Origin of the sequence: Imtechella halotolerans (assembly GCF_028743515.2) — a bacterium.
GTDB classification, from domain to species: domain Bacteria; phylum Bacteroidota; class Bacteroidia; order Flavobacteriales; family Flavobacteriaceae; genus Imtechella; species Imtechella halotolerans.
Genome location: NZ_CP117969.2, coordinates 1,977,291 through 1,995,491 on the forward strand (window position 1 = coordinate 1,977,291; position 18,201 = coordinate 1,995,491).

General features: G+C 36.5%; 16 protein-coding genes and 2 pseudogenes. 6 read left to right on the top strand and 12 right to left on the bottom strand.

All coding sequences use genetic code 11. The features are described from left to right. Genes PT603_RS08990 through PT603_RS09000 form a run of 3 tightly spaced genes read left to right on the top strand, consistent with a single transcriptional unit; the run spans position 1 to position 2,273 of the window. Positions 1-837: an endonuclease/exonuclease/phosphatase family protein gene (locus tag PT603_RS08990; protein ID WP_040488711.1), complete on the top strand. Its 837-nt coding sequence runs from the start codon at positions 1-3 to the stop codon at positions 835-837. Between the two features lie 49 nt (positions 838-886). Then, entirely contained in the window at positions 887-1,414 is a 528-nt protein-coding gene (locus tag PT603_RS08995) for a methyltransferase domain-containing protein (protein ID WP_008239628.1), read from the top strand. A 1-nt stretch (position 1,415) separates the two neighbouring features. After that, entirely contained in the window at positions 1,416-2,273 is an 858-nt protein-coding gene (locus tag PT603_RS09000) for a glycosyltransferase family 2 protein (protein ID WP_008239629.1), read from the top strand. Here PT603_RS09000 and PT603_RS09005 read toward each other — a convergent pair. Continuing rightward, entirely contained in the window at positions 2,270-3,100 is an 831-nt protein-coding gene (locus tag PT603_RS09005; RefSeq protein ID WP_008239631.1) for a DNA/RNA non-specific endonuclease, read from the bottom strand. The two genes, PT603_RS09000 and PT603_RS09005, sit on opposite strands and share 4 nt — an antisense overlap. A gap of 5 nt (positions 3,101-3,105) precedes the next feature. Continuing rightward, positions 3,106-4,746: an alkaline phosphatase PafA gene (gene pafA / locus PT603_RS09010; RefSeq protein ID WP_008239639.1), complete on the bottom strand. Its 1,641-nt coding sequence runs from the start codon at positions 4,744-4,746 to the stop codon at positions 3,106-3,108. A gap of 102 nt (positions 4,747-4,848) precedes the next feature. Here pafA and PT603_RS09015 point away from each other — a divergent pair, with 102 nt between their 5' ends. After that, positions 4,849-5,586, top strand: a complete 738-nt coding sequence (locus tag PT603_RS09015; protein WP_008239640.1) for an MlaE family ABC transporter permease — start codon at positions 4,849-4,851, stop codon at positions 5,584-5,586. Then, complete coding sequence (locus PT603_RS09020) at positions 5,586-6,353, top strand: ABC transporter ATP-binding protein (protein WP_008239641.1); 768 nt, start codon at positions 5,586-5,588, stop codon at positions 6,351-6,353. Before PT603_RS09015 ends, PT603_RS09020 begins: the two co-directional genes overlap by 1 nt. Positions 6,354-6,366: 13 nt before the next feature. Here the strand turns inward: PT603_RS09020 and PT603_RS09025 are convergent, their stop codons facing one another. From PT603_RS09025 to porV, 10 genes and pseudogenes are all read right to left on the bottom strand, one after another. Then, the gene (locus tag PT603_RS09025; protein WP_008239642.1) at positions 6,367-7,794 is read right to left on the bottom strand and encodes a DUF389 domain-containing protein; all 1,428 of its coding nucleotides are present in this window, start codon (positions 7,792-7,794) and stop codon (positions 6,367-6,369) included. Positions 7,795-7,801: 7 nt separating this feature from the next. Continuing rightward, positions 7,802-8,881 (bottom strand): mannose-1-phosphate guanylyltransferase, encoded by a 1,080-nt coding sequence (locus PT603_RS09030; RefSeq protein WP_008239643.1) that lies wholly within the window; start codon positions 8,879-8,881, stop codon positions 7,802-7,804. A gap of 33 nt (positions 8,882-8,914) precedes the next feature. After that, entirely contained in the window at positions 8,915-9,511 is a 597-nt protein-coding gene (locus PT603_RS09035; RefSeq protein WP_008239644.1) for a SprT-like domain-containing protein, read from the bottom strand. A 21-nt stretch (positions 9,512-9,532) separates the two neighbouring features. Next, the gene (locus tag PT603_RS09040) at positions 9,533-10,213 is read right to left on the bottom strand and encodes an SDR family NAD(P)-dependent oxidoreductase (protein ID WP_008239645.1); all 681 of its coding nucleotides are present in this window, start codon (positions 10,211-10,213) and stop codon (positions 9,533-9,535) included. A gap of 96 nt (positions 10,214-10,309) precedes the next feature. Further along, the gene (locus PT603_RS09045) at positions 10,310-11,266 is read right to left on the bottom strand and encodes a M28 family peptidase (protein WP_008239646.1); all 957 of its coding nucleotides are present in this window, start codon (positions 11,264-11,266) and stop codon (positions 10,310-10,312) included. Positions 11,267-11,423: 157 nt separating this feature from the next. Further along, positions 11,424-12,695 (bottom strand): annotated as a pseudogene (locus tag PT603_RS09050) (pyruvate dehydrogenase complex dihydrolipoamide acetyltransferase); the annotation flags it as partial. An 80-nt stretch (positions 12,696-12,775) separates the two neighbouring features. Then, positions 12,776-13,037 (bottom strand): annotated as a pseudogene (locus tag PT603_RS13770) (biotin/lipoyl-containing protein); the annotation flags it as partial. A 2-nt stretch (positions 13,038-13,039) separates the two neighbouring features. Then, positions 13,040-14,041, bottom strand: a complete 1,002-nt coding sequence (gene pdhA, locus PT603_RS09055) for a pyruvate dehydrogenase (acetyl-transferring) E1 component subunit alpha (protein WP_008239649.1) — start codon at positions 14,039-14,041, stop codon at positions 13,040-13,042. Positions 14,042-14,279: 238 nt separating this feature from the next. After that, the gene (gene cdd / locus PT603_RS09060; RefSeq protein ID WP_008239651.1) at positions 14,280-14,765 is read right to left on the bottom strand and encodes a cytidine deaminase; all 486 of its coding nucleotides are present in this window, start codon (positions 14,763-14,765) and stop codon (positions 14,280-14,282) included. Between the two features lie 19 nt (positions 14,766-14,784). Then, a complete protein-coding gene (gene porV / locus PT603_RS09065) occupies positions 14,785-15,975 on the bottom strand; it encodes a type IX secretion system outer membrane channel protein PorV (RefSeq protein ID WP_008239653.1) in 1,191 nt (396 codons plus the stop codon). Positions 15,976-16,504: 529 nt separating this feature from the next. Between porV and gldJ the strand changes: the two genes are divergently transcribed. Further along, the gene (gene gldJ, locus PT603_RS09070; RefSeq protein WP_008239655.1) at positions 16,505-18,148 is read left to right on the top strand and encodes a gliding motility lipoprotein GldJ; all 1,644 of its coding nucleotides are present in this window, start codon (positions 16,505-16,507) and stop codon (positions 18,146-18,148) included. Positions 18,149-18,201 lie beyond the last annotated feature (53 nt).

Genomic DNA, 18,201 nt, shown 5'->3' on the forward strand with positions numbered 1-18,201 from the left:
ATGAAGTACACCATATTACTTTCCCTTTTCTTTTTAACTATCAATAGTACTTTTAGTCAAGAAATCAAGGTTTTATCATATAACATTCGGTATGACAATCAAGATGATGGACTAGACAGCTGGACAGCATCCAAACGAAACCAAAAAGTAGCTTCATTATTAAATGAATTAAATGCAGATGTCATAGGTATCCAAGAAGCCTTACATCATCAATTAACCTATCTAAACAATCAACTAATCCAATACAAATGGATTGGTGTAGGAAGAGATGATGGTAAAATTGAAGGGGAACACGCTCCCATATTTTATAATCACAAAAAACTCAAACTCAAAAAATGGGGGTATTTTTGGCTTTCAGAAACACCTAACAAACCCTCTAAAGGTTGGGACGCCAATTGCTGTAATCGAATTGCAACATGGGCAATTTTTAAAGTAAAAAATCGCCAATTCTTCTTTATTAATACCCATTTCGACCACCAAGGAACACGAGCCCAATACGAAAGTGCCCAGTTAATTCTTGAAAAATCACAGCGTTTTTCAAAGGACTTACCAATCATCTTAACAGGAGACCTGAATGTTTCTCCTTCTTCAAGCGCCATTCAAACCCTAAAATCTAAACTAAAAGATAGTCACTCCACAGCACTCCAACTAATTGGACCGAACGGGACTTACAATGCCTTCAAGCATTCTATGGTACCAACTGATGAAAAAAGAATCGATTACATTTTCCATTCCTATAGTTGGAAAACTATTGAATTTAAAACCTTAGACATTAAGTACCAAAACAGATATCCCTCCGATCATTTTCCGATTTTAGCCACCTTAAAGTTAGAATAAGCGTATTTTTACTCAAATTTAGATTGTTTAACAATGCCTAAACTACCATATGTACGAACATACTTATCCATCTAAACGTTTTAAACGAACAATTCAATTTGTCTCTAAACATATTTCAAAGGATGAATCACTTTTAGATCTAGGCGTTAAAAACCCTTTATCCTCCCTATTAATTCAAGAAGGTTACAGGGTAAAAAACACAAATGGAGAAGATCTTGACCAAGAGCTCCGGGCTATCATGGAAGAAAATTATACCACTGTTACGGCTTTTGAAATACTCGAACATCTATTAAACCCCTACGGCATCTTAAAAAACATAAAAGCTTCTAAAATTGTCATTTCTGTTCCTTTGAGACTTTGGTTTGCACCTGCTTACCGTAGTAAAACAGATATACGTGACAGGCATTATCATGAATTTGAAGATTGGCAATTAGAGTGGCTACTAGAAAAAACAGGATGGAAAATAATGGCTACTGAGAAATTCACTCACCCTGTAAAAAAAATCGGGATAAGACCTATATTAAGACTCTTTACACCTCGTTACTATCTTATTTATGCTGAGCGTGATACTAAATAAAATGAAATACTACGTAATAATTCCTGCTCACAACGAAGCCTCCTACATAAGTGAAACTCTAAATTCACTATTAATGCAATCTGTATTACCCGATAAAATAATCGTGGTAAATGATCATTCAACAGATACCACCGAGGAGATTATTGATCAATATAGTTGCTCACACTCAATAATAAAAAAAATTAACAGTGTCTCATCAGTAACACATATGCCGGGAAGTAAAGTTGTCAATGCCTTCAATAAAGGCTTTGAATTGCTTGACCAGGACTTTGATATCATAGTAAAGCTAGATGCTGACATTATACTGCCTCCAAACTATTTTGAAAAACTCACTGAAATATTTAAAGACAGTAGAGTCGGAATTGCAGGGGGTATTGCATATGAACAAGACAAAGAAGGAGAATGGATCCGCACTCACCCCATGAATAGAGATCATGTAAGAGGTGCCTTTAAAGCCTATAGAAAAAGTTGTTTTCAGGCCATTGGTGGTCTAAAAAGCAGTATAGGCTGGGACACTGTGGATGAACTTCTAGCAAAATACCATTCTTATATAATTCAAACAGACGAAACTCTTCAAGTTAAACATCTTAGACCAGTTGGCAAATCATATAACTCAAAGGCTCGACTATTACAAGGCGAGGCAATGTATAAAATGAGATATGGCTTGTGTATTACTTGTATTGCCTCTCTTAAAATGGCTTGGAAACAGCGCTCATTTACCCCATTCAGAAACAATATCTTAGGCTATATAAAAGCTAAAAAAGAAAATAAAACATTTTTAGTTTCAAAGAAGGAGGGTGAATTTATACGAAATCTACGTTGGAAAGGAATTACACAAAAATTTTTTTCAACTGACTAAAAATGCCAATTCTCCCATTTTTCAAATGCCTCTATTCTATTCTCAACGTCATCATCCATGGATGAAAAAAAATCAATTCCAGAAATAACTTCTAAACTATCCACGGAAACAACAAAATCGTACAAGGGCTTATCGGATTCTTCATGAGGAATCAAAAAAGCAATAACTTTAGGATTACCCGAATTATAATCGAGGACAATCTTATAAAATTGCTTTGGAACAGCCACCTGTTCTTCCCCTATAGTTATGTCAATTTCCTTCAGAATTCCTCCCGTAACGACATAAACTCCATCATAACGAGACGCCCAAAAACGCACCTTCTGTTCAAGACGATTCCAAATGCCTGAATTAAATTGATGTTCTTGTGGACTCACATTACTAGTTAAGAAAGTCTCAGTAAAAGCTTCTTTACTAAATTTACGATCAGCAGCTGGACACAAATGACCTCTATCATAGCCAGAATCCTTATAATTCCTCCAATGAGCTGATCCAGATATTACCGCATCATCCATTTCAAAATATGGTCTTTTATAATCAACCCCTGAAAGATGTTCTTTTTCCAATTTATATGCTACCCATTCGGCTTGTTCATGAGGCTCACTATAGGATAGCGAATACCCTTTGTGATGGATAATTTGTCCTGTTGTACTACTTGGTAAGAAATGAGAGCCATCCTGATATATGGTGTCATTTTTGGATGTGTTTCCTCCCCAATCTACATGTAATTGTTCCAGATAAGATTCTCTATCAACTCCTTTGGTTTCCAACCAATATCCAGCCGCAACTACCAAAAGAGCTAATAGAGTATACCATGTTTTTTTTCGCATTATGGTTATTTTTCAATTAACGCCTCTCCAACAGGATTACCAGTTGTCCCATTTGGATATGCTATTCCTAATAGCGCTGCTACGGTAGGTGCAATGTCTGGAATTTCCGTGCGTCGAGTGGTCGAACCTTGCTTTATCCCATTCCCAAACATTAAAAAAGGCACTTGAGTATCATAATTAAACCCAGATCCATGCGTAGAGCCTGTACGAGAATAACTAATAAAAGAAGCGTCAAGGACCACCAATACATCTCCAGATCTTTTATGATTAAATCCTTTTTGAAGCATATAGGCCATTCCTTCTGTATAATGTTGAGTTTTCATACTATGTGCTGTGTACACCTCAGCTATTCCATCATAATTCAAAATTTCTTCTGCAATTGCCTCTTGCACCTCTTTGGCACTTTGATTAATTGCTGCCAGCTCATCATAATCTAAAAACAGTTGGTTATTGGATACATTTTTTATCAACTTATCTGAATTGAATTTATTTTTCAAAAAATTCTTTAACCGCCCAACAAATTCATTTTTCTCAAAATATCCTGCTGGTATGTTTAACGATTTTAGATAGGCAGGTACATGTACAGCCCCATGGTCAGCTGTAAGAAATACGGTATAATTCCCTTTACCTACACGACTATCCAATGCTGAAAACAAACGTGCAAGTTCCAAATCTAAACGCAAATAACAATCTTCTACCTCTATAGAGTTCACCCCAAACGAATGGCCAATATAATCTGGACTGGAATAACTAATTGCTAAAAAATCAGTCGTCTTGCCCTGTCCTAATTGCTCACCTTCTAATGCAGCTAAAGCAAAATCCGTGGTTATGCTGTTTCCAAAAGGGGTAGCTTTTAATATATCATAGCTTCCATTATCTTTCCATAAATTAGGGAGATTATGAGGGAAAACTGGAGCATTTTCTCCTTTAAATTTACCTTCAAACGTGTTGTCATCACTTCCACTAGCAACATAGGTATGAATATCATATAATGTATTCCACTCCTTCTTGTATTTGCTTACTGATTTTGCTTTATTAAAGTCCTTAACCCATTTTGGCAACTCTTCCATATAATAACTACTAGTTATCCAAGCTCCTTCGTTCTTTCCATGAAACCAATATGCCGCATCCGCAGTGTGTCCAGCCGGTAAAATAGCACCTCTATCCTTTAGTGCTATACCAATTACCTTACTACGAGACTGTGTTGCCAATTTAAGTTGATCAGTTACTGTAGTTGTTTTCATTCTATGTGGAGACATCTTCCCGGCTGCATCTTGAGTTCCTACCGGAGTCACATTATCATCTCCTGCACAATATACACTCTTATCGATAGTTTTATCATACCAATCATTACCAATAATACCATGAACGGCTGGGGTTGTACCAGTATAAACAGAAGTGTGTCCTGGTCCAGTATAGGTTGGGACGTAATTAAAGTGATGGTTTCTAGCATTAAAACCTTCGCGAATCATTCGCTTAAACCCATCTTCCCTATAACGTTCCCAATATCTGGTAATATAATCATAACGCATTTGATCCACGACTATACCTACCACCAACTTAGGTGACTCATAAGGTGCAGATGTTTGACCCACAGCAGTTAAGCTGCAAATAAAAGCAATTAAAAAGCTTAGTATATTTTTCATTTCTGTACTATTATTTCCACAAAAATAAGGGTTAAACTTTAGAGTAAAGTAAAATCAAGGTTACTATTATTTTTTTTACTTTAGTGCTGTCAATTTTTGCGCATGAAACATCTTAACGCTATAGGTCAATATTTTCTAATGATTAAGGAGGTTTTTCACAAACCTACAAAATGGTCTATCACCAAAAATCTTATTTTTAAAGAAATTGACGACCTCATTTACGGAGCTCTAGGTATCGTTATATTTATTTCATTTTTCGTTGGAGGGGTAGTTGCAATTCAAACAGCTCTAAACATCGATAATCCTTTAATTCCAAAATACCTAGTAGGATTTGCCACACGTCAATCCGTTATTTTGGAGTTTGCTCCTACCTTCACTTCCATTATTATGGCAGGTAAAATTGGATCCTACATTACCTCAAGTATAGGAACAATGCGTGTTACTGAACAAATTGACGCATTGGAAGTAATGGGTGTTAATTCAGTAAATTACCTTATTTTCCCAAAAATAGTCGCACTTATGTTCTATCCATTTTTAGTTGCCATAGGGATGTATCTAGGTATTTTAGGAGGCTGGGTTGCCGGAGTATACGGAGGCTACAGCACAAGTGCCGAATATATTATGGGAATACAGAGTGACTTCAAACCTTTTCACGTTTTTTACGCATTCACAAAAACATATGTTTTTGCTTTTATATTAGCTACCATACCTGCTTATCACGGCTATTACATGAAAGGGGGTGCGCTTGAAGTAGGTAAAGCCGCTACCACGTCTTTTGTTTGGACCAGTGTAGTTATTATTTTGGTAAATTATGTTATTACTCAATTACTTTTAGGATAATGATAGTTGCAGAAAATGTACATAAATCTTTTGGAGATTCTCACATATTAAAGGGAATCTCCACGGTTTTTGAAAAAGGAAAAACAAACCTAATCATAGGACAAAGTGGATCAGGTAAAACTGTATTTCTTAAATCACTACTGGGTCTTTTCACACCTGAGGAAGGATCCATTAGCTACGACGGAAAAATTTACCTAAACCTACAAAAAGATGATCAACGAAAGCTTCGTCAAAAAATGGGGATGGTTTTTCAAGGAAGCGCACTTTTTGATTCAATGACGGTGGAAGAAAATGTCATGTTTCCACTAAAAATGTTTTCTAATAAGTCAAGAGCTGAAATGAAAGAACGAGTAGATTTTGTATTAAATCGAGTTAATTTGGTTGATGCCCACCATAAATATCCTTCTGAAATTTCTGGAGGAATGCAAAAAAGGGTAGCAATTGCGCGTGCCATTGTTAACAAACCAAAATACCTGTTTTGTGACGAACCAAACTCAGGACTTGACCCTAATACGGCAATGGTAATTGATAACTTGATTAAAGAAATCACTGAAGAATACAACATCACTACTGTTATCAATACACATGATATGAATTCAGTAATGGAAATTGGCGAAAAAATTGTATTCTTAAAAAATGGATACAAGGAATGGGAAGGCACAAAACATGAAATCTTCAAAACCGATAATGAAGCCGTTACCAATTTCGTATATTCTTCGGAGTTGTTTAAAAAGGTTCGTCAAATGTATTTGGAAGAACGTGCCTAGAGTGTATTAAATATTATTGCGTGTTTACTATCAAGGTGTCAGACGCTATCTTTAATTGCAACCATTTTCTTAATTTTCTTAAATCGCGTTGCTGAGTTGCCTCACCTACTCCAGGCTTCCATTTCACCATAAATGTAGGTACTGTATCTATTTTAGCAAAATTAGACTTAAGAACATTAGCATATGAGAGTTCACTCAGGGATTCATAGTTAATCTGCGCTTCTTTAACAATCTGCTCAAATTCTGTACTCCCTTTGGTTAGCTTATTTAGGCGTTCCAATTCATTCTCCAATACATTTACCCTAGACTTACTATTTGCAAGCTCCTCTTTATGAGATTCGTATAACTCCATAATATAGCGACCTTGCTGGGCACCATCTTTATTTCCCTGAATAACCTTGAGCTCTGTATTTTTTAAGGAATTATAGTTTCCTAATTGATGTTTCCAAGTATTGATAACATTCTCTGGAATCACTTCATCTCCCATAAAAACCAATTCAATATAAGGATGACCATCATTATACTCAACATTTGAAAGCTCTTTTAAAAACATCCCTCCCTCTGAAAAACGATAAGGAACTATAGTATCCGAAATAAATTGAGATGCACTGTTATTAAAAGTTGATTTTTGCCATACTTTATAAAAAGTGTATCCAGCTGGAATCATTACCAACACAGCTAATATAGATACAAACCTAGAAAGACGTTTACGCTTAGAAGAATCCGCGTATTCAACCATTGGAAACTTAAGTACTTTAAGCACCAAAAAGGTCGCCAAAGCAATAAAAATGGTGTTTATAGTAAAAAGATACATGGCCCCAGCAGCATAATTAAAGTTTGCTATAGCTAAGCTAAAACCAACAGTACATAAGGGAGGCATTAAGGCAGTTGCAATAGCAACTCCATAAATAACACTTGCAATGGTTCCTTTTTTAGCCCTAGCAATTACCAATGCAAGTCCTCCAAAGAAAGCAATTAAAACATCCCTAATATCTGGTGCTGTTCTGGCTAGCAGCTCTGATGAGGCATCCCGTAATGGAAAGAATTTAAAAAACAAAAAGGCTGTAAGAATACTTAACCCTACCATCACAGCAAAATTCTTAACTGATCTTTTAAGAGTGTCAACATCATTAATCGCTAAAGACAATCCAATCCCTAAGATTGGCCCCATTAATGGTGAAATAAGCATCGCTCCAATAACAACTGCAGTAGAATTGGCATTCAAACCAACTGAAGCAATAAAAATTGAACAGATCAAAATCCATGAAGTATGCCCTCTAAAATTAATATCGGCTTTTATACTTTCAACAGTTGCATCCTGATCGGTTTCATTACGGATATCCAATAAGTCTCTAAAAAAATTTTTAAACCAATCTATGCCATTGAATAATGCCTTGTCTTGCTCTTGGGGCGAACTGTCATTTGGGTGGGTTTGTTCCATATAAATCTTACGCTAATTGTTCTCCAAATTGCTTTTTTGCTTCTGCAAGCATCATTTTTATATCTTGTTCTTTACTTTTTGGACATATAAGCAACACTTCTTCTTTATCGACTACAATATAATCATTCAAACCATCAATTACAACAACTTTTCCTTTTGCAGTACGTATCATGTTGCCTTCTGCCTTATAACATATCACTTGGGCATTAACAATGGCATTACGTGAAGAATCTTTAGGCAATTTTTCATATAAAGACCCCCAGGTTCCCAAATCATTCCAATCAAAAGATGCCGGCAATACATAGATATTAGGAGATGACTCTAAAATTGCATAGTCAACCGAAATATTATCCGCCAATGCATAGTTGTCTTGTATAAAAGCTGACTCACTTTCTGTATTATAAAAGGGCAACCCTTTTTCAAATAATTGATAAAGTTTCGGCTGAAAGTTATGAAAGGCTCTTAAAACACTTGAAACACTCCAAATAAAGATTCCTGCATTCCACAAATAATTTCCTTCCGCTAAAAACGACTTCGCTGTTTGGTAATTCGGTTTCTCTGTAAATTGTTGGACCTTCTGAACTCCATCTGAATTCCCTTTTTCATATTGTATATACCCATAACCAGTATTAGGAAATGTAGGTTTGACACCTAAAGTCATTAATACATCCTTGGAAGTAGCCTCATCAAAACTTCTCTGAATATCCTCTGTAAAAGCTACTTCATCCTCAATCCAATGATCACTTGGAGCCACAACCATTACTGCATCAGGATTTTCCTTCTGAATTTTAAAGGCTGCGTACAAAATACATGGTGCCGTATTTCGCATGGCAGGTTCCAACAGTATTTGCCTTTCAGTAATGTTAGGCAACTGCTCTAATACAAGAGAATTATACAGTGAATTAGTTAATACAAATATATTTTCTTGTGGAATCAAACCTTCTAACCTTTTAAAAGTGCGCTGTAGAAGCGTTTCTCCGGTCCCTAGCATGTCGTGAAATTGTTTGGGAAATGCTAACGTACTTACAGGCCAAAAGCGCGAGCCTACCCCACCGGCCATCAAAATGGCATAATAGTTTTTTTTCATTTTTTAAAGCTGTCTTCTTATCGTTTTTCAATCTTATGGCAATAACTCAACTTCGGCATTAGGCTGAAACAAGTAAGCCCTTCCTGTACTCACCTCAGTACATTCATAACGCTTCACTCGTTTGTTTCCTTTCTGAAATATCTTCCCGTTATAAATCCGAAAAAAACCACCATAAGGTACTTCAAAGATATAACTTTTCTCATTGGAAGGATCATACTGCTTTAATGCCAACGATAATTTAACGTCCGTATCACTACTAGCTGTTGGGTTTTTAAAATGGCGCGCCAAAACAGGCAATATAGAAGATGGAAATATCTCTGGATGAATCAACGGCAACATTAAGAATTGAAATGTATACTTCCACTCAACACCATGAGGTTTAATAGTTGTACCATATTTCTTAAAGGCTGCCAAATGTGCAATTTCATGTATAAGTGTTATTAGAAAGCGATACTTATTAAGATTTGCATTAACAGTTATTTGATGTAAACCGTTCGGCAATCTCCTATAATCACCATGTCGTGTTACTCGCTCATTGACAATTTTAAGATGCACTTCATATGAAGTGATCAACTCCAAACAGGTTGATACCGCCTTTTCAGGAACATATTTATGTAATACTGGGTGCAATTCTAAATGTAAAACCTAATTTTAAGGAGTACTATTTGAAACCTGTAATAGTTTTCCGTTATAATATTTGTGTCCCGTTAGGGCAAAACCAACAATATATTGAGCCATTTCACTGGCAGTCAAAGAGGCCTTATAACCAGGAAATGCTTCTTCAAGCATTTCAGTCTGCACAGCCCCTAATGCCAATACGTTAAAAGAAGGACCGGTTTCTTTGTATTCTTCTGCCAAAAGCTCAGTAAGAGTAATTAAAGCACCTTTAGAAGAGCTATATGCTGAAAGTCCAGGGAATTTCACGCTACCCTGCACACCGCCCATGCTACTGATATTCACCACATGCCCCTCTTTCGACATAAATGGAAGTATAGTTTTAATTAGGCTAGCTACTCCAAGAACATTTACTTGGTAAACTTCTAAAAATTCTTCAGAAGTGATTTCACTAAATGGTTTATTAACTAATTTTCCAGCATTATTGATTACAATATCTATATGCCTCCACTGATTTGTCACCCATTGTGACAATTTCAACATATCACCAGCTGTACTAATATCAAATGGCAAACAAGTTATATTAGGGTTTTTAAGAGAACTCAAAGGTTGCTGGTTTCTAGAAAGTGCTAAAACACTATGTCCTTCATTAGCTAAAAGTTGGGCCATTTCAAAACCTATCCCTCTGCTGGCACCAGTGATAATAACATGTTTCATGGTCAGGTAATTTTATTTTGCTGTTAACAATAAAAAATAGTCAAACAACAGTAATGTGTTTGACCTTTAGTTAGGATGTAATTCAAAATAATAATATTAATACATTTTTATTTCCTTATCGGAAGTCCCTGCCATTTTTTCAATTACAGGTATCATATCATTTATAAGTGTTGACATAAAGCCAAAATCCATAAACTGCACCTCATCCTTTACATGATGATAATATTCATAATTGGTAAAATCAAAGGTTGAAATGGTTTGAGCAGGTAATTTAAATTCCTCGAAAAACGAATAATTATCAGATCGTTTAAAAAGCTGATATTCTTCAGCCTGAGGTAAAAAACCTACTAATTCCTTCCCGGCATATTCGTTAATTTTTTGAGCCATATTCGACTTTTTAAATCCTGTTAAATAGGCTTTATAAGTTGAAGTCATCGGTACACCAATCATTTCAAAATTCACCATTGTATACATCGAAAAATTGTCTTCTTTCAATCGTTTTGCCAAATCCTTTGCGCCAACAAGCCCCATCTCCTCAGCTGTAAACAATACAAACAATAAACTTCTCTTATTCGTTTTTGCTCGCCCAAAATACTTAGCTAATTCAACCACAGCAGTTGTGCCAGTCGCGTTATCATTAGCACCATTAGCAATACTGTCATTTTCTATCGGTTTAACAACACCAATATGGTCATAATGAGCACCGATAATAATAAACTCGTTCTTTAAAACTGGGTCTGTCCCCTCCAAATATCCAACTACATTAAATGCATTTGACATACGTTGAAGCGTATCCTTATAATATTCAAAATACGGCTTAACTCCATGCTTTGTAAAAATCCCTTCAATATGATCAGCAGCTAACTCAATTCCAATAGTTCCTGTATTTCGACCTTGCAATTCATCAGAGGCAAGAAACTTCATTAAATCACCTACAGACTCCTCGGTAGATAAAGGAATATTATCAGTAAATTTTTTTGAAGCCTTGTCCGTATTATCAACAGATTTACATGAAACTGCAATTAAGATAAATAGTAGAAAAAAAATTTTCATGAGATTAGAATTGTTTTAATGGTTAAAGATAAAAAAAGAAGTTAATAATATTCCTTTAAGTCAAAAAACAGGTCAAAATTCCCAACTAAATACACCGTTAAAATAAAAAGCTGCCCATAAAATAGGCAGCTTTTTAGTATTTATTTTAGGAATTAGCTTATGCTAACATTGTTACAGGATTTTCTAAATATGCCTGTAGAGTTTGCAAGAACTGCGCACCTGTAGCCCCATCAACAGTTCGGTGATCACAAGCTAAGGTAACTTTCATAGTATTGCCAATAACTATCTGACCATTCTTCACTACAGGTTTTTCAACAATAGCACCTACAGAAAGTATGGCAGAATTGGGCTGATTAATGATAGATGTAAATTCCTGAATACCAAACATTCCAAGGTTTGATACCGTAAATGTACTTCCTTCCATTTCAGCTGGAGTTAACTTTTTACTTCTTGCTTTTCCAGCTAAATCCTTAACTTGGCTTCCTATTTGCGAAAGGCTCATCTGATCAGTAAATTTCAACACAGGAACTACCAAGCCGTCCTCAACTGCAACAGCTACTCCAACATGAACGTGATGATTATAACGAGTAGTATCAGCATTCCAAGTAGTATTTACCTGTGGGTGTTTTTTTAAAGCCATTGCGCATGCTTTAACTACCATATCATTAAAAGATACCTTGGTATCTGGAAGTGCATTGATAAAGCTTCTTGAAGCCATAGCATTTTCCATATCCACCTCTATAGTCAAATAATAATGAGGAGCTGTAAATTTAGATTCTCCCAAACGCTTAGCAATAGTCTTACGCATTTGTGAATTTTTCACTTCCTCAAAAGACTCTTGTCCTGCAGGTACAAATGGCATTACAGAAGCAACTTTACCTCCATCAGTCATCGATTTAACTTCCGAAGTTGATACAGCTTGAGGAGTAAAGTTCTCTACGTCTTTTTTAACAATGCGCCCATTTTCACCGGTACCTCTAATCTCCGCTAGATTAATACCTTTTTCTTGAGCTATCCTTTTTGCTAATGGAGAAGCAAAAACTCTCCCTCCATCATTTACAATAGAAGGTATATCTACTGTATTGGTTGCTTTTGGACTTTCATTAACGGATGACACCTCCTCTGTACTAGAGGTATGAGCCACACCGTCTTCTAATGCAGCTAAAACCGATTTAATATCTGTTCCCTTAGGTCCAATTACAGCCAATACAGAATCCACAGGAGCCGAACCTCCTTCTTCTATACCAATATAAAGCAATGTTCCTTTATAAAAAGACTCGAATTCCATTGTGGCCTTGTCTGTCTCTATTTCTGCCAAAATATCGCCCTCAACTACTTCATCACCAACCTTTTTCAACCAGCCAGCAACAGTACCTTCTGTCATTGTATCGCTAAGACGTGGCATAGTTACTATTTCTACCCCTTTAGGTATGGAAACAGTAGAAGTATTGTTAGAAACAACTTCTTTCGGCAGTTCTGAAATAACTTCTTTTGACACTCCTCCAGCTCCTAGTAATGATGAAATATCTTCCCCAGGTTGACCAATGATAGCAAGTAGCGTATCTACTTTAGCTCCTTCTCCTTCTTGAATTCCAATATGAAGTAGTGTGCCTGAGTGAAATGATTCAAACTCCATGGTAGCCTTATCAGTTTCAATTTCTGCTAAAATATCGCCTTCACTAACGGAGTCTCCAACTTTTTTAAGCCACTTTGCAACTACACCTTCTTCCATGGTGTCGCTTAATCGCGGCATATTGATAATTTCTGCCATTATTATGAAAGTTTATGTGGTAAAAAAGGATAATTTTCTTGAGAGTATACTACATCGTACATTACATTCTTATCAGGATATGCAGAATTTTCAGCAAACTCCTCACACTCTTTAACCAAATCCGTTACGCGTTGATTTATTGCTTCGATTTCTGTATCGGTAGCATACTTTTTCTCTTTAATAACATCTAAAACTTGAGTTATAGGATCTATCTTCTTGTACTCTTCTACTTCTTCTTTAGTCCTATAATGCTGAGCATCACTCATAGAGTGTCCACGGTAACGATATGTCTTCATTTCAAGGAAAGTAGGTCCACCTCCACTACGAGCTCTTTCAATTGCCTCGTGCATAGCCTCCGCTACTTTCACCGGATTCATACCATCTACTGGACCACATGGCATTTCATAACCTAATGCCAATTTCCAAATATCAGTATGATTTGCAGTTCGTTGAACAGAGGTTCCCATTGCGTATCCATTATTTTCAACAATAAACACTACTGGAAGATTCCAAAGCATTGCTAGGTTGAAGGTTTCATGCAATGACCCCTGGCGAGTTGCACCATCACCCATGTATGTTAGAGTAACTGAATCTCTTCCGAAGTACTTATCCCCAAAAGCCAATCCAGCTCCTAAAGGAATTTGTCCTCCTACAATACCATGACCTCCGTAAAAACGGTGTTCTTTAGAGAAAATGTGCATTGAACCTCCTAGTCCAAAAGACGTTCCGGTTCCTTTTCCATACAGTTCAGCCATCACCCTACGTGGATCAACACCCATACCGATGGGTTGTACGTGATTTCTGTAGGCGGTTATCATTCTATCTTTAGTAAGATCCATTGCGTGCAAAGCACCCGCCAATACTGCCTCCTGTCCGTTGTACAAATGGAGAAATCCTCTCACTTTTTGTTGGATGTAAACTGCGGCAAGTTTGTCCTCAAACTTTCTCCAAAAGAGCATGTCCTCGTACCACTTCAGGTACACTTCTTTAGTCACTTTTTTCATTGCTAATGTTCTATTATTGCTTTGTTACCATGAAATCCACCTAATTTTTCAAAAAAAATAATAGTCAGATATTTTGTAAAGCATTTTCTTTCGCACGTAATTTTATGCGAAGTACAAAAGTAGTGTTTTCAGCAAACGTGGAAAAATGAAAAAGTGCTTTTATAAGTGATTTTTGTTAAAAAAAAAATTCATCTATAAAAAGCACACTTACTGCCCTAAAACTAAATCGATTTAGATGTTAGGATAATGCAGATCCATCAAAAATCAAGGGTAATAAATCTTTAAGAGAATCTGATTTTATTACCTTACCTGTTTCTCCCATAAAATAAATTTCAATAGGAGTTTGTTGCCCTACCTCATATTCAGCAATAGTCTGACGACAAGCTCCACAAGGAGGAACTGGCGTCATTACAGTTTTATGATCCGAAGCAGCGGTAACTGCCATTTGAGTAATTTTCTGATTAGGAAACTGCGCCCCTGCATGATATATTGCAACTCGTTCGGCACACAACCCAGAAGGATAAGAAGCATTTTCTTGATTACTTCCTATTACAACCTCTCCGTTTTCCAACAACAAGGCTGCACCCACCTTAAAATGAGAATATGGTGCATAAGCATTTCTACGAGCATCTACAGCCCTTTTCATAAGTTCTTGAACTTCTATAGGCAATTCTTCTATCGAATCATAAACCGCATATTGTATCTTTATATCTATTGTTTTCAAATTGGTAAAATATTGATTACTAATACTCCGAGTATTCGTTCCCCAAGTTAAAGGTTAACCCAAAACGAAGTGTATTTTCTAAAGGATTACGCACCTTTGAAGCTGAAAATAGGTACGACAAATCTATATTAACAGCATTCAAACGGAAACCCGCACCTAAAGTAAAAAATTTACGCGCGCCTTTTTCTTCGCTTTCATTAAAATATCCAGTTCTAAAGGCAAATTGATCTTGATACCAATATTCGGCACCTACTGCCCAAGTAAATTCTTTCAACTCCTCGTTAAAACCACCAGGAGCATCTCCAAAAGATTGAAAGATTCCTTTGGCAAAAGACACATTATCATCCTTTCCTTCAGCGATTGCCTCACGCTCTTCTTGGCCTGAAATCTGACCATCTTCATTAAGATCTACTCCTCTTATCGGTGGTGTTGGCACAAGTAATTTGTTAACCTCGGCCGAAACACTCAACTTATTAAACTGATCAAAAAGAAAATCAAACCCTGCTCCTAAACGTAAGTTTGTAGGTATAAAATTCTCTTGCCCTAAATCATCATATTTTAATTTCGGACCAACATTCGAAATGTTAAATCCAGCTCTCCATCTGCCATTAAAATCGTTAAATGCTACTTCTTCCGATTGGAAATAACCAGCAATATCAACTGCGAATGAACTAGCCGCACTTGCATCAGTATCCACACTTAAACGAAGATCCGAACGAAGATACCTTCCAGCCACAGCCATAGAAAAATAATCACTTAATCTCAATGTATAAGAAGCATCAATTGCCAATTCATTAGGACGTTCAATACCTTGTGAAACAACATCATTTCCTACCAACTCGGTAAACTCCACATCACCCAAACTGAAATACTTAATACTGGCAGCCCATGCACTGCGTTCGCTTAGACGGTTATAAAAAGTTAAATTTCCTAAAAAAATATCATTGACCAACTCACTCAAATAAGGAGTATAACTTATCCCAATTCCAATCTGTTTCTGAATAAAACCATATTTAGCTGGATTCCACTGTTGGGAATAGGCATCAGGCGAAGTCGCGACCCCCAACTCACCCATACCTGCTGATCGAGCATCAGGAGTTATCATTAAAAAAGGCACCCCCGTAGTAATCACCCTGGAATCTTGTGGCGCTTGAGCTTGCATGTGGCCCCCCAAAGCAACAGCAATAATTAACAATATAAGTTTTTTCATAAAGTTGTTTTTCGACAAACAAAACAGGCTACAAGATAACCAATTTCTCGTATTTGTACACTTTCTTACTTATTAACGTATATTTCACATTAATCTTGTATAACAATACACCTTTTCCTACTTTAAAGCTCTAATCATCCTAACTTTACAAAACTACTAATGAAAGAAACTAGTTCTAACAGGAAAGAACTTTCAAATGCAACTTGTAAGAAACAAGCGAATTGGCTAAATTCAACTACGATCCGTACTCACTTTCTCGTAACAAAATAATATCAATACAAATTAAACATCAACTACTCGAACATCTAACGAGTAATCCGACATTCTTTATTAGGTTGTCAGGTAAAAACAATTGAAAATACTAAAAAAGACAAAACAATAAATAATAAAGTAGGTACTTCTGCGTTTTGAGGATATTAGTAACCAAACGCACGGATAGTACGATACGGGATAATTTTTTAAAGAGAATTGATTATTTCGTGTTAATTACTATCTTGCATACCAATTTAGACAACTCAAATCTTAACTAATGAGAAAGCAATCTTTAAAAATTGTGCTCTTTACCTTGATGATGTCAACCGCATTAATCGGTTGTAAAAATTCATCATCATCCAACAAAAATACGTCCAGAGCAACCGGATGGGATATAAATTCCAAAGAAGGGGGCTTCCAGTACAACACTGATTTCAAAGACCAGGAGACAGCTCCAGGATTGGTGTTTATTGAAGGAGGTACCTTTACTATGGGAAAAGTACAAGACGATGTTATGCATGACTGGAATAACACTCCGAACCAACAACACGTTCAGTCCTTTTATATGGATGAAACTGAAGTTACCAATAAAATGTATACGGAATTCTTGGATTGGATTAAAGGTGTTTTTCCTCCAGATGATCCAAACTACACAAACATCTATCACGGAGTTTTACCTGACACCTTAGTATGGAGAAACCGTCTTGGATTTAATGAAAATATGGTAACAAACTACCTACGTCATCCCGCATATGCCGAATATCCTGTAGTAGGTGTAAATTGGATACAAGCAGTTCAATTCAGTGAATGGAGAACTGAGCGTGTCAATGAGCATATCTTGGAAAGAGAGGGTTATATTGAGCGTAATTCTCGATATCAAGTAGACGCAGAAGGAACCTTCAGCACTGAGACCTACCTTAACCGTCCAGAAGAAACTTACGGAGGAAAAATAACAGAATTTCAAGGAAAAAATGGCACAAATAGAGAAGGTGAAATAACATTTGCTAAACAAACAAGTGGGGTGTTACTTCCTGAATATCGTCTACCTACTGAAGTAGAATGGGAATACGCTGCAAATGCTCTTAATGGCCTTAGAGAATACAATAATATAAGAGGTAGAAAAAAATATCCGTGGGATGGAGAGTACACACGTGATGGATCTAGAAATAGAAGAGGTGATCAATTAGCCAACTTTAAACAAGGGAAGGGTGACTACGGTGGAGTTGCCGGCTGGTCTGATGACGGAGCAGATATTACAGCGGAAGTTAAATCATACCCACCAAACGATTTTGGACTGTATGATATGGCAGGAAACGTGGCTGAATGGGTTGCTGACGTATATCGCCCTATAGTAGATGATGAAGCAAATGACTTCAATTACTACCGTGGGAATGTATATACCAAAAATGCCATTGGAGATGATGGTAAAGTAATGATTGTCAAACCAAATGAGGTTAAATACGATACATTAAGTAATGGTCGTATTATTGCCAGAAACTTACCAGGTCAATTAGCAAAGGTTGCGGTTGATGATCAAGAAACCTATTTGCGTCCTAACTTCTCCCAAAGCGACAATAGAGGATACCGTGATGGCGATCCAGGATCTTCCCGTTTCTTTGACAGATTTGGAGATGATATAACAGCACAAAAAAAGATGTACAATTCTCCTAAACACAACGTAAGTACTGACAGCACAGGCAACATGATTCGTGAATACGATAAATCTAGTAAGCGCACATCTCTTATCAATGATGAAGTACGTGTTTACAAAGGGGGGTCATGGAGAGATAGAGCTTATTGGCTAGATCCAGCTCAACGTCGTTATTTACCACAATACATGGCAACTGATTATATTGGATTTAGAAATGCCATGAGCCGATTAGGTTCAAAAACTAAAGAAAAGAAAAAACCAAGAGGTTAATTCGCAAGCAAAATATAAACTAAGCCCTGAAATTTCAGGGCTTTTTTTTACTT

Excerpts from the sequence above, each read along its gene's own strand:
- gldJ (WP_008239655.1), top strand. The coding sequence starts at position 16,505 with ATGAGAAAGCAATCTTTAAAAATTGTGCTCTTTACCTTGATGATGTCA.
- PT603_RS09015 (WP_008239640.1), top strand. The coding sequence starts at position 4,849 with ATGAAACATCTTAACGCTATAGGTCAATATTTTCTAATGATTAAGGAG.
- PT603_RS09020 (WP_008239641.1), top strand. The coding sequence starts at position 5,586 with ATGATAGTTGCAGAAAATGTACATAAATCTTTTGGAGATTCTCACATA.
- pafA (WP_008239639.1), bottom strand. The coding sequence starts at position 4,746 with ATGAAAAATATACTAAGCTTTTTAATTGCTTTTATTTGCAGCTTAACT.
- PT603_RS08995 (WP_008239628.1), top strand. The coding sequence starts at position 887 with ATGTACGAACATACTTATCCATCTAAACGTTTTAAACGAACAATTCAA.
- porV (WP_008239653.1), bottom strand. The coding sequence starts at position 15,975 with ATGAAAAAACTTATATTGTTAATTATTGCTGTTGCTTTGGGGGGCCAC.
- PT603_RS08990 (WP_040488711.1), top strand. The coding sequence starts at position 1 with ATGAAGTACACCATATTACTTTCCCTTTTCTTTTTAACTATCAATAGT.
- PT603_RS09040 (WP_008239645.1), bottom strand. The coding sequence starts at position 10,213 with ATGAAACATGTTATTATCACTGGTGCCAGCAGAGGGATAGGTTTTGAA.
- PT603_RS09000 (WP_008239629.1), top strand. The coding sequence starts at position 1,416 with ATGAAATACTACGTAATAATTCCTGCTCACAACGAAGCCTCCTACATA.
- PT603_RS09030 (WP_008239643.1), bottom strand. The coding sequence starts at position 8,881 with ATGAAAAAAAACTATTATGCCATTTTGATGGCCGGTGGGGTAGGCTCG.
- PT603_RS09025 (WP_008239642.1), bottom strand. The coding sequence starts at position 7,794 with ATGGAACAAACCCACCCAAATGACAGTTCGCCCCAAGAGCAAGACAAG.
- PT603_RS09045 (WP_008239646.1), bottom strand. The coding sequence starts at position 11,266 with ATGAAAATTTTTTTTCTACTATTTATCTTAATTGCAGTTTCATGTAAA.
- pdhA (WP_008239649.1), bottom strand. The coding sequence starts at position 14,041 with ATGAAAAAAGTGACTAAAGAAGTGTACCTGAAGTGGTACGAGGACATG.
- PT603_RS09005 (WP_008239631.1), bottom strand. The coding sequence starts at position 3,100 with ATGCGAAAAAAAACATGGTATACTCTATTAGCTCTTTTGGTAGTTGCG.